12 protein-coding genes, 1 tRNA gene and 1 pseudogene are annotated in these 10909 nt (G+C 69.3%); 7 read left to right on the top strand and 7 right to left on the bottom strand.

Features of this window, described 5'->3' with window-relative positions; all coding sequences use genetic code 11:
- Positions 1-894, top strand: a pseudogene (locus Q7T09_RS01220) (hypothetical protein); the annotation flags it as partial.
- Between the two features lie 14 nt (positions 895-908).
- On the opposite strand, the gene pseC reads toward Q7T09_RS01220, so the two are convergent.
- Both pseC and pseB read right to left on the bottom strand, forming a co-directional pair.
- Positions 909-2072 carry a UDP-4-amino-4,6-dideoxy-N-acetyl-beta-L-altrosamine transaminase gene (gene pseC / locus Q7T09_RS01225; RefSeq protein WP_304697143.1) on the bottom strand — a complete coding sequence of 388 codons (1164 nt, stop codon included), beginning with the start codon at positions 2070-2072 and terminating at the stop codon, positions 909-911.
- Positions 2069-3136 carry a UDP-N-acetylglucosamine 4,6-dehydratase (inverting) gene (pseB, locus tag Q7T09_RS01230; protein WP_304697144.1) on the bottom strand — a complete coding sequence of 356 codons (1068 nt, stop codon included), beginning with the start codon at positions 3134-3136 and terminating at the stop codon, positions 2069-2071. Before pseB ends, pseC begins: the two co-directional genes overlap by 4 nt.
- 174 nt (positions 3137-3310) lie before the next feature.
- Here pseB and Q7T09_RS01235 point away from each other — a divergent pair, with 174 nt between their 5' ends.
- Complete coding sequence (locus Q7T09_RS01235) at positions 3311-3721, top strand: Tat pathway signal protein (RefSeq protein WP_304697145.1); 411 nt, start codon at positions 3311-3313, stop codon at positions 3719-3721.
- A gap of 34 nt (positions 3722-3755) precedes the next feature.
- Here the strand turns inward: Q7T09_RS01235 and Q7T09_RS01240 are convergent, their stop codons facing one another.
- Together Q7T09_RS01240 and Q7T09_RS01245 are read right to left on the bottom strand one after the other, a co-directional pair.
- The gene (locus tag Q7T09_RS01240; RefSeq protein WP_304697146.1) at positions 3756-4064 is read right to left on the bottom strand and encodes a 4a-hydroxytetrahydrobiopterin dehydratase; all 309 of its coding nucleotides are present in this window, start codon (positions 4062-4064) and stop codon (positions 3756-3758) included.
- The gene (locus Q7T09_RS01245) at positions 4061-4717 is read right to left on the bottom strand and encodes an HAD-IA family hydrolase (protein WP_304697147.1); all 657 of its coding nucleotides are present in this window, start codon (positions 4715-4717) and stop codon (positions 4061-4063) included. Before Q7T09_RS01245 ends, Q7T09_RS01240 begins: the two co-directional genes overlap by 4 nt.
- 67 nt (positions 4718-4784) lie before the next feature.
- On the opposite strand from Q7T09_RS01245, the gene Q7T09_RS01250 reads away from it, so the two are divergent.
- The 5 genes from Q7T09_RS01250 (at position 4785) to Q7T09_RS01275 (ending at position 8019) form a co-directional block, all read left to right on the top strand.
- Positions 4785-5141 carry a VanZ family protein gene (locus Q7T09_RS01250; protein ID WP_304697148.1) on the top strand — a complete coding sequence of 119 codons (357 nt, stop codon included), beginning with the start codon at positions 4785-4787 and terminating at the stop codon, positions 5139-5141.
- On the top strand, positions 5138-5950 hold the full coding sequence (locus Q7T09_RS01255) for a heme-dependent oxidative N-demethylase subunit alpha family protein (protein WP_304697149.1): 813 nt from the start codon (positions 5138-5140) through the stop codon (positions 5948-5950). The genes Q7T09_RS01250 and Q7T09_RS01255 overlap by 4 nt, the downstream gene beginning before the upstream one ends.
- 49 nt (positions 5951-5999) lie before the next feature.
- Positions 6000-6587 carry a hypothetical protein gene (locus Q7T09_RS01260; protein WP_304697150.1) on the top strand — a complete coding sequence of 196 codons (588 nt, stop codon included), beginning with the start codon at positions 6000-6002 and terminating at the stop codon, positions 6585-6587.
- 387 nt (positions 6588-6974) lie between these two features.
- On the top strand, positions 6975-7187 hold the full coding sequence (locus Q7T09_RS01270; protein WP_304697151.1) for a hypothetical protein: 213 nt from the start codon (positions 6975-6977) through the stop codon (positions 7185-7187).
- A 55-nt stretch (positions 7188-7242) separates the two neighbouring features.
- The gene (locus tag Q7T09_RS01275) at positions 7243-8019 is read left to right on the top strand and encodes a tyrosine-protein phosphatase (protein ID WP_304697152.1); all 777 of its coding nucleotides are present in this window, start codon (positions 7243-7245) and stop codon (positions 8017-8019) included.
- On the opposite strand, the gene Q7T09_RS01280 is transcribed toward Q7T09_RS01275, so the two are convergent.
- The 3 genes from Q7T09_RS01280 to Q7T09_RS01290 form a co-directional block, all read right to left on the bottom strand.
- Complete coding sequence (locus Q7T09_RS01280; RefSeq protein ID WP_304697153.1) at positions 8016-9527, bottom strand: MFS transporter; 1512 nt, start codon at positions 9525-9527, stop codon at positions 8016-8018. The genes Q7T09_RS01275 and Q7T09_RS01280 overlap by 4 nt on opposite strands.
- A gap of 196 nt (positions 9528-9723) precedes the next feature.
- A tRNA-Arg gene (locus Q7T09_RS01285) sits at positions 9724-9800 on the bottom strand.
- A gap of 46 nt (positions 9801-9846) precedes the next feature.
- On the bottom strand, positions 9847-10797 hold the full coding sequence (locus tag Q7T09_RS01290) for an ABC transporter ATP-binding protein (RefSeq protein ID WP_304697154.1): 951 nt from the start codon (positions 10795-10797) through the stop codon (positions 9847-9849).
- Positions 10798-10909: the final 112 nt, after the last annotated feature.

A 10909-nucleotide genomic window follows, 5' to 3' on the forward strand; every position in this document is an offset into this window, starting at 1 on the left:
GACCTCGGCGCCCGGCTGGCGGCCATGATCCGCCTGGCCGCCTGCGAGCCGGTCGAGGGGCTGATGCGCATCGAGGCCTCGGTGGCCAGGATGATGCCGCCCATGTCGGAGACCGCCCAGCGCCTGGCCAAATGGCTGGCCACCGAGGACTTCGGGGCCGTGCGCCTGGCCATCGCCAAGCGGGTGGTCCGCGAGCTCACCGGTCCCCGGCGCCTTCGGCCCAGCGACGCCGCGGGCGAGATCGCCGTCATGCGGGCGCTGGCCATGGCGCTCACCGCCGCGGCCGGAACCATGCTCACCCTCGACGACGTGCAGGAGGCCTTCACCACCCGCTCGCGGATGCTGGTCACCGGTGACTTCGTCGAGGCCTATCTCGGGACCAGCAAGTCCTGCCGCGAGGAGGTCGAGGCCTTGATGTGGCTGGTGGAGAATGTCATCGGCGCCGCCAACAAGCGCCAGGCCGGCCGCTACCTGGCCGCCAATGTCAGCGCCATGCGCTTCGAGAAGGAATTCCGCTTCAGTTCCGATTCGCCCGGCGTGAAGCTCGAGATCCTCGCCAAGCTCCAGAAGCAGGCGGCCCGCAGCGGCCTGGCGGCCGAGGACTTCGGCCCCATCCAGGGCAAGATCGGCGAGGTCGGCGGCCTGGTGGAGGCGGACTCCAAGGTGGTCTCCATCGTCGCCAAGTCCGCCCAGGGTCCGGTCCACCGGCTGATGGTGCTGCTGCGCATGGCCACGGGCGAGACCGCCCCCACCGGCCCCACCGCCGACCGCGCCCGCGCCGAGGCCCTCAAGCTGGTCCGCCGCGACGACACCCGCGCCGAACTCGCCCGCGCCCCCGAACGCATGGGCCAGGTCCGCCAGCTGCTGGCGGCCATGACAGCGGCGGCGGCCTAGAGCGTTTCCCGCCTCTAGACCCCCAGCACCTCGGCCAGGGCTCCCACCACCCGACCGACATCCGCGTCGGCCATGTCCGGATAGAGCGGCAGGGAGAGGCAGGTCTCGTACCAGGCCTGGGCGCCGGGCAGGTCCAGCGGGCCGTAGCGGTCGCGGTAATAGGGCTGGGTGTGGACCGGGATGTAGTGGACCTGCGTCCCCACCCCGCGCGCCTTCAGCGCGTCCACCACCTGGCGGCGGGTCTTGCCGGCGGCCGGAAAATCGATGAGCACGGTCATCAGGTGCAGAACCGGATCGCTCCAGTCGGGCCGGGCGGCCGGGCGCGCCAGGGGCGCCAGCGGTTTCAAGGCCTCCAGATAGCGCGCGGCCAGGGCCCTTCGCCGGGCGGCGAAGCGGTCGAGCTTGGAGAGCTGCGAGAGACCCAGCGCGCAGAGGATGTCGGGCAGGCGGTAGTTGAAGCCCGGCTCCGGCATCTCGTAGATCCAGGGATCGGCGCCCGGCGGCTTCACCATCCCGTGGCTGCGCAGGGTCTTCAGGCGCTGGGCCAGCTGGTCGTCATTGGTGGTGACCATGCCGCCCTCGCCGGTGGCGATGGTCTTGACCGGGTGGAAGGAGAAGGTGGCCATGGCCGAGTGGCGCGCGTCGCCCACCTTCTCGGCCTGGTTCCCGAAACTCATGGTGGAACCGAGCGCATGGGGCGCGTCCTCCACCAGCACGGCGCCGGCGCCTTGGGCCAGGGCCGCGAGCGCCGGAAGCTCAGCGGTGTCGCCCCGCAGGTGGACCGGCAGGACGGCGCGCAGCTTGCGGTCTCCGACCCGGCTGATCGCCTGGGTCAGGGTGTCGGGGGTCATCAGGCCGGTGGTCGGGTCGACGTCGGCGAACACCACCTCGGCGCCGACATAGCGGGCGCAGTTGGCGGTCGCCAGGAAGGTGATGGAGGGCGCGATGCAGACCTCGCCGGGCTGCACGTCCAGGGCCAGCATGGCCAGGTGCAGGGCGGCGGTTCCATTGGCGCAGGCCACGGCGTGGCGGGCGCCGACCTTCTCGGCGAAGGCGGTCTCGAAGGCGTCCACCAGGGGGCCGGTGGTCAGGAAGTCGGCGCGCAGGGCCTGGGCGACGGCGGCGATGTCGTCGTCCTCGATGGTCTGGCGGCCATAGGGGAGCAGGGGGCCGCTCACCGGTCCGTCAGCCGCCGGCGCAGGGGCGGCGCCACCGGCGCGGGATCGTTGATCAGTTCCATCAGCCCGTCGCCGCTCAGCCATTCGTCATTGGTGTCGCTGGCGTAGCAGAAGCTGTCGGGGGCCATTGGATGGGTCTTGGCGTAGCTTTCCCGGGTGTATTCCACGAAGGCCGGCTCGATGGCGTAGCGGTCGCCCAGGTCGACGGTGGTGCGCGCGTCGTCCACCGAGATCATCATCTCGTGCAGCTTCTCGCCCGGCCGGATGCCGATCACCTTGATGGCGACGCCAGGCGCCATGGCCTGCGCCAGGTCGGTCATCTTCATCGAGGGAATCTTGGGCACGAAGATCTCGCCGCCGCGCATCAGCGAGAGCGACGAGAGCACGAAATCGACTCCCTGGTTCAGGGTGATCCAGAACCGGGTCATGCGCGGATCGGTGATCGGCAGCTCTGTGGCGCCCCGTGCCAGCAGGCGCTGGAAGACCGGGGCCACCGAGCCCCGCGAGCCCACCACATTGCCGTAGCGGACCACGGAGAACTTGCAGCCGATGTCGCCTGACAGGTTGTTGGCCGCCACGAAGGTCTTGTCCGACGCCAGCTTGGTGGCGCCGTAGAGGTTGGCGGGGTTGCAGGCCTTGTCGGTGGAGAGCGCGATCACCTGCTTCACCCGGTTGGTCAGGCAGGCCCAGACCACGTTCTCGGCGCCCATGATGTTGGTGTGGATACACTCCGAGGGATTGTACTCCGCCGCCGGCACCTGTTTCAGGGCCGCGGCGTGGATGACGATGTCCACCCCGCGCAGGGCGAGCGTCAGGCGCTCACGGTCGCGGACGTCCCCCAGGAAGAACCTCATGCAGGTGAGCAGCTCCGGCGCGAACTTCTCGGCCAGATCGGTCTGCATCTCGCTCTGCTTCAGCTCGTCGCGGGAATAGACGATCAGCTTGCGGGGCTTGGCCCGCAGCAGGACCGTCTCGATGAAGCGTTTGCCGAAGGATCCCGTCCCGCCGGTGATCAGGATCACCTTGCCGTCGAGGTCGAGAGAGGTTGGCGCAAAACGGCCCAAGGGCGGGCTCCTGACAAGAGCGGGCGAGGAAAAGTGGGAACCGGTTTTCCGCCCGCGCCCGCTCTACCTCCAAGGAATCGATCACCTTCGTGATCGGTCATGCGAATCTTCGCCGCACTGTCGGACGCCGCCCGTAAAGAGACCGCTAACCATAATGCGGCACACCGTCACGTCATGGAACGTCGTCGCCTGCTGAGTCTCGCCGCCCTCGCCGCCGCCCTGCCGGCGGCCGCCCGCGCGTCCGGGGGCGGGGAGAAGAGTGAGAAGAAGAAGGGCGGGGGTCTCTCCTACCTGCAGCTGCCCACACTGACGGCCACCATCATGCGGGTGGACGGTCGACGCGGGGTCCTGACGGTGGAGACCGGAATCGACATTCCCGACGTCGCCCTGCGGGCCCGCGCCGAGCTGCTGGCGCCCCGGTTCCGCGCCGCCTTCGTCCAGGCCCTGCAGATCTACGCCTCGGGGATGAACGCCTCCGGCCCCCCCAACGCCGACTTCATCGCCCGCGAACTGCAGCGCGAGACCGACCGCGTCCTGGGCAAGCCCGGCGGCCGGCTGCTGCTTGGGACCATCCTGATCAACTGACCCTTCCCTCCCCATGGAGGGGAAGGCGTGCGTCCTAGTTCTTCATCCCGGCGTGATGGGCCGCCTCGTCCATGAAACTGGCCAGCGTCACGTCCAGCTCGGTGACCCCGTCGGCGTCATGGGTGGCGAGCGTCACCTCGACCCGGTTGTAGACATTGAACCACTCCGGATGGTGGTCCAGCTTCTCGGCCATCAGCGCGGCCCGGGCCATGAAGCCGAAGGCGGTGTTGAAGTCCGGGAACAGGTAGGTCCGGGTGATGGCGTCCCGCTTGCCGCCGAGCGCGCTCCAGCCGGGCAGCTTGGCCAGGGCCGCCGCCGCCCCGATCTTGCCCGGTCGGCTCACGACACGGCCTCGTCGAAGATCAGGCCGGTGGCGGCCGCCAGTTCGGCCAGGGTCTGGTCGACGTCCACCACCTTGATGGCCCGCATGCCGAGCGCCGCGGCCGGCTTGCAGTTGATCCCCAGGTCGTCGAGATAGACGCAGGCGCCCGCCTCGACCCCGAGCGCCTCGCACATCATCAGGTAGATGGCCGGATCGGGCTTGCGGACGCCGGCCTTGGAGCTTTCGATAATGTGGTCGAACAGCGGCATGATCTGGCCCATGGCCCCGGCCGCCCGCTGCGGCGCATCAGCGCCCGGCGAGTGCATGCTGACCATGTTGTTGGTGATGCAGCCGACCTTGAACTGTTCCTTGCAGGCCTTCAGCGCCGCCACCATCCGCGGCCGCACGCTGCCCGAGAGCAGGGGCAGGACGTGGCTGCCGGGCACCGGATGGCCGAGCGCCGTGGACTCCTCCAGGAACAGGCGGTCGAACCCCGCCGTGTCGATCTCGTTGCGTTCAAAAAGCGCCCAGGCGTTGGTGTCGGGATTGGTGGAGTTGACCCGGCGGATCAGGTCCTTGGGCACGCCGTTCTCCGCCTCGTAACGGGCGAAGGCCTCGAAGGGCGAGGAGGTGAACACCCCGCCGAAATCCCAGATCACCGCCTCGACCGCCATCGTTCGCTCCGCCTTGAAATGCGGCGCGACGCTAGAGACGCCGAAGGAGACGTGCAAGTTAGAGCACATGTTTCTCGACCGCTTTCCGCGCCCCCTCCGCCTGGCCCTCTATGCCGGCGCCACCGCCGTCCTGCTCTGGCTGTGCCTGGCGCCGCAGCAGGATCTGCCCTCGGCCAATGTCGGCGACAAGATCGAGCACAGCATCGCCTGGTTCGTTCTGACCGGGACGGGCCTGCTGCTGTCCCACCAGAGGCCGCGGGCCATCGCCGCCTACGCCATCGGCCTGGGCGCCCTGGTGGAGGTGCTGCAGGCCACGCTCGGGTTCGGACGCCAGGGCGACTGGCGCGATCTGCTGGCCGATACCGTGGGGGTGCTGGCGGCTCTGGCGATCTACGCCCTGGTCCGGAGGCTGCGCCGCCGATGAGCCACCGTCCCTGGGAGGAGTCCGCCGACTTTTCCATCGGGCTCTCGCCGATCGACGAGGCCCGTTGGCTGGAGGGCGGGGAGGCCGACCCCGCCGCTCGCAAGGATCGCCTCTACGCCGCCCACCGCGACCTGGTCTGGGGCGAGACCGCGGCCTCGCGGTCCGGTCAGGCCGAGGTGGCGGCCCTGCTGGGGATCACCGATCCGGCCGGCTTGCCGCCCCTCTACGCCGCGGCGCGGACGGTGGCCGACGACCTGGTGCTGATGGAGAAGTCCGACGGCGCCTGGCGGGTGGCGGCGATCAGCCTGTCGGCGCCGACCTTCTTCACCGCCCGCGAGGTGCTGGGCAGGAGCCTGGCGGAGATCCACGGCCCGGTGAACGGCTTTTCCGAGCGCTTCCTGGTCCGCCTCACCCGCATCTTCGAGGGCCTGCGCCCGGGCCTGATCCTGCAGCGGCGCAACTGGTCGGTGGTCAATTCCAGCGAGACCTTCACCCCCTTTTCCGCCCCGGTTCGGGCCCGCATCGGCGAGATCTCCCCGGGCGAGGCGGGCCAGGCCCTGTTCACCCGGGTGGAGCGGCAGACGGTGCGCCGGCTGCCGCAGACCGGCGGGGTGCTGTTCACCATCCGGGTCTGGCTGACCCCGTTCTCCGACCTGGCGCAGAGCCCGGAACGCCTCGCCGCCTTCGCCAAGGCCTGGCGCGCGGCCGCCCCGGATTTCGCGGCCTATAAGGGTTTTCACCTGTACGCAGACCTGGTGGAGGCCTTTCTTCGCGCCGAGGGTGAAAGTCACAGCGTTAACGGCGCCTGATCCTCAACGTTCTCGCGACCCTTGTTCTCAGGACGCCGGAACACCCCAAATGCGCCTGCGCACCCTTCTTCCCGCCCTGGCCTTCCTGGCCCTGGCCGCCTGTGATTCCAAAGGCCTGTTGCAGACCGCCCAGGCGCCGGCCAAGCCTCAGACCTGCTGCTGCCAGGCCGCGGCGACCGCCTGTCCGCCCGCCGCGGCCCCGACGCCGGCCGTCGTCCAGGCCCCGGTCATGACGCCCGAGCCCGCCGTCTATGTTCCGCCGACGCCGCCCAAGGCGCTCCGGCATCGCGCCGTCCGCCGCGTCGCCCACGCCACCCACGGGGAGCGCGGCTACGCCGAGGTGCGCGAATACGCCTATGCCGGCGGTCGCCCCCCGGCCCCGGCCTATGACGGCTATGTCGAGGTCCCCGACCGCCGCATCCAGGGCTACAGCGAGAGCGTCGAGGAGACCTATCGCGAGCGCTATTCCGAGCGGTCCGAGAGCTCCAGCGACCGCTATGCCGAGCGCGGCGGCTATGAGTCCCGCGGCGGCTACGACGCCCGCGGCGGGCGCGACTGCTGCGCGCCCCGCGAGGCCGCCGGGCGCGACCGCTACGGCTTCCTCACCTGGCCCGGCAAGGTCCCCGCTCGGCCCTGAGGCCTGGCGCGGGGCTTGCCGTCGAAGATCCTCGGTGTCCCAAGCCGGGACGAGTGGAGACCAAGATGCGATCGCCCAACGGCCCCCTCTTCAAACGCTACGAAATCCTGGCGGTGATCCTGTTCCTCACCGCCGCGGCCGCGCTGGCGAGCTTCAACCTGGTCTATTAGGGCCCGGGCGGCGCTTTCGCCGCGCCCGCAAGGCGACCGCCAACCTGGCGCCCAGCGATGTTGCGCCGCGCAAGTTGATCACGGCTTAGGCGCCTGGGGGCCTTTCTGCGCAAGGCGGCGCGGTTGTCATTGCATTGCAGCAAATGAAGGCCATAACCCTCGTTCTTGTAGGGTCGGGTCGAGACCCGGCGATGTGAGCCAGAGTGAGGCGATTTCCATGATCATGACTTCGATGCGCGTTTTCCCCAGCCTGTTCATCGGCCGCCGGGACCTGGTGGACGCCGTCCAGATCGATCTGGAGAACACCGCCAATGTCCGCGCCGCCTTCACCTGCGGCGCCTGCGACGAGGTGATCCTGGTCGCCGAGGACGAGAACGCGGCCCGTGAAGTGGTGGTGAAGTGCCGCTGCGGCGAATACAACCAGCTCTAGACGCGCAAGACCGTCACACTTGCCGTCCAGGATCGTGAGCCTCATGGAAGAGCTCATGACCGCCCCCCGCATCCTGCCCCTCGAGGGCGTCGAGAATTTCCGCGACTATGGCGGCTATGGCTCACGCCATGGGCGCGTGGTCTCCGGCCGGCTGTTCCGCGCCGCCCACCAGGCGCGGGCGACGCCCGCCGACCTGGAGGCCATCGCCGGGCTCAACCTCGCCACGGTGGTGGACCTGCGCCGGCCCCGGGAGCGGGACAACGATCCCAACCTGCGCCCCGTCGGCTTTTCCGCCGCCCTGATCCAGTGCGACCTGGGCGACCAGACCGAGGCGCCCCACGTGGCCTTCCTGCGGGAGACCGACCTGACGCCGGAGAGCGCCCGGGCCTTCTTCCTCGATTACTACGACAAGGCGCCCTTCGAGCCGCGCCACCTGGAGCTGTTCGGGCGCTATTTCGCGGCCCTGGCGGCCGACGGGGGGCCGGTCCTGATCCACTGCACGGCGGGCAAGGACCGCACCGGCCTGCTGGCGGCGCTCACCCACCACATCCTGGGGGTCCACGACGACGACGCGCGGGCCGACTACCTGCTGACCAATGTGGCCGCCCGGGTCGACGCGCGCCTGCCCACCGTCACCGCGGCTCTGGAAACCAGCCTCGGCAAGCGCCCCTCGGAGACCGCCGTGCGCGCCTTCCTGGGGGTCGACGCCAGCTATCTGGGCGCGGCCCTGGCCTCCATCCGCGCCCGCAGCGGTTCGGTGGACGCCTATCTCGATCAGATCGGCGCGGACGCGGCGGCGCGAGAGGCCATCCGCGCCCGCCTCATCAGCTAGGTCGCTTCAGCCACCAACCCGTCCGGCTCCGCCCCCGGCTGACCGGCCGGCGCGGCCTGGGCCGCCCGTTCGCGGCGCCGTTCGCGCAGGGTGGCCTGGGTGGCGTCGTAGCTCTTCCGGTTGATCCTGTAGCGGCTGTAGAAGAACACCGCGATCAGGCCGGGAATGGCCGCGAAGGGGGCGTCCACCAGGGCCAGGTCCATCAGGGTCTGGCGGTCCACCTGGCCGGGCTGGGCCTTTTCCGGGAAGGCCACGATGTCCAGGGCGACGCCGGCGAAGAAGTGGCCGATGGCGCTGTCGATCTTCGAGAACAGGGCGCGGGTGGAATAGAGCACGCCTTCCTGCCGGTAGCCGTAGCGGACCTCGTTCTCGTCGGCGATGTCGGCCAGGGCCGACATGACGCTGATGCTCATGATGCTGGCCACGCAGGAGCCGAGCCCCGTGAAGACGATGATCAAGGGCAGCAGCATCGGCTGGCCGGGTTCCGGGAACATCCCCAGGATCCGCAGCACCGGGGCGATGGCCGGGATCGTCGAGAGCAGGACGCAGGTGACGATGATGGCGATCTTCTTGTCGAACCGCCCGTGCAGCCGGGCCGCCGTGGCGAAGCCCAGGAAGTAGCCGCTGAGCGTGCCGATCACGAACCAGCGGATCTGCTCCGACGTGAACTCCCAGAAGAAGGTGTTCATGTAGAGCCCCAGCCCCTGGCGGACCCCCAGCATCAGGGACAGGAAGAAGTAGGCGATCAGCAGATAGACGTAGTTCCGGTTGGAGAAGGCGCTGCCCATGTCCTTCATGAACTCGAAGGGGGTGAAGGCCGGCAGGTGGTCCGGGGTCTTGGGCAGCAGCGGGATGCGGTCGCGGGTGAACCAGGCCGAGGCGAACAGCAGCACGAGCCCCGCGCCGGCCACCGCCATGGCGAAGGGGGCGTAGGCGTTGGGGTTCAGCAGGCCGCGGGGATATTCCGCCGTCTTGTGGAAGAAGAAGGTCAGGGCCACGAAGCTGGCGCCGGCCGCCCCGATCATGCCCAGCAGATTGTTCCAGCTCATCACCCGGCTGCGCTCGGTATAGTCGCTGGAGAGCTCGCCTCCGAGCGCCAGGTGGGGCACGTGATAGACCGCCATGAACACCCGCAGGGTAACGATGAAGCCCGCGAACCAGACGAACAGCCAGACCGGCGCGAAGGCCGCCGGCGGATTGAACAGGGCCAGGATGCAGAGCGCCACCGGCACCGGGGCGATGAACATGTAGGGGTGGCGGCGCCCGAGCTTGCCCCGGGTGCGGTCCGACAGCGAGCCGACGATGGGGTCGGCGAAGCCGTCCAGCACCAGGCTGACCGTGATGGCCAGGCCCGCGAGCGTCGCCGGCAGGCCCAGGACCTGGTTGTAATAGAACATCGCATAGCCGCCGACGGCGGCGAGCGTGATGCTCTCGGCGCCGGCGCCGAGACCGAAGAAGAACTTGGTGCGTAGGGGAACGCGCGCGCCTGTCTGCGCCGAGCTGGCCATTATGGTTTCCTGCAAAAATGAACGCCGGTCGTCGCGCCGGATGAATGCCCTATGAGAGGGCGCGCGCGGGGAAGGTGTCAATCGACCGCGGCGATCACGCTTCCGCGTGCGGCGCGGCGCGCCAAGGGCCGGGGCCCTGAAGACAGGTCAGACTTTGGGGAAACGGTCCCGCGGCCCCGGAGGCTCGGCGGAGAAATGGCGCACCCGACACGATTCGAACGTGTGACCTTTGCCTTCGGAGGGCAACGCTCTATCCAGCTGAGCTACGGGTGCGTTTCGGAAACGCGCTTCTAGCGGAAAGCCGCGCGGAACGAAAGGCTCAGGCGTCGATCGGCGCCGGGGCCGAGGTGAGGGAGACGAAGACGTCCTCCAGGTCCGGGTCCTCGGTGGCGATATCCTTGATGTGCAGGCCCGAGGCGCGCACCGCGGCCAGCACCTGCTCCACGCTCGACTGGCCGGTGCGGTAGGAGACGGCGAAGGCGCCGGCGGCCCGCAGCTTGGTCTCGAAGCCCGGAAGGGTCGGCGCCTCGGCCACCGGCTCCTCCGGCGTCACCACCACGTTGCGGATGTCCATGCGGGCCAGCAGGGTCGAGGTGGGCTCGCAGGCCACCACCATGCCGCGGTTGACGATGGCGATCTGGTCGCAGAGCTCCTGGGCCTCCTCCAGATAGTGGGTGGTGAGAACGATGGTCACGCCCTTGCGGTTTAGCTCCACCACATAGGCCCAGAGCTGCTTGCGCAGCTCGACGTCCACCCCGGCGGTGGGCTCGTCGAGGATCAGGACCGGCGGATTGTGGGTCATGGCCTTGGCCACCATCAGCCGGCGCTTCATGCCCCCCGACAGCTGGCGGACATAGGCGTTGGCCTTGTCGCCGAGGCCCAGCGCATTGAGCAGCTCCATGGTCCGGCGCTCCTTGGCCGGGACCCCGTACATGCCGGCCTGGACCTCCAGGGATTCCCGCGGCGTGAAGAAGGGGTCGGCGGCGATCTCCTGGGGCACCACCCCGATGGCGGCGCGCGCGTCGCGGGGCCGCTCGTCGATGTCGCGGCCCCAGATCGAGACCGTGCCGGAGGTTTTCTTGGTGAGGCCGGCCAGGATGTTGATGAAGGTCGACTTCCCCGCCCCGTTGGGCCCCAGCAGGCCGAAGATCGAGCCGCGCGGGATCGCCAGGTCGATCCCCTTCAGGGCCTGCATCTCCGAGGTGGTCTTGGTGGCCGGGTAGGTCTTCACGAGGCCTTTGGCCTCGATGGCGAAGTCGGGAAGGATCATAGGGGACTTTTCGAAAACGGCCGCGATTGACGGCGAAAGCTATGGTCGCATACCTAGGCGCGCGCGGACCTGTCGCCAAGCGTCCGCCGCCGGAGAGTTGCATCATGGCCCG

Source organism: Phenylobacterium sp. (assembly GCF_030645195.1).
In the GTDB taxonomy this organism is placed as follows: Bacteria; Pseudomonadota; Alphaproteobacteria; order Caulobacterales; family Caulobacteraceae; genus Phenylobacterium.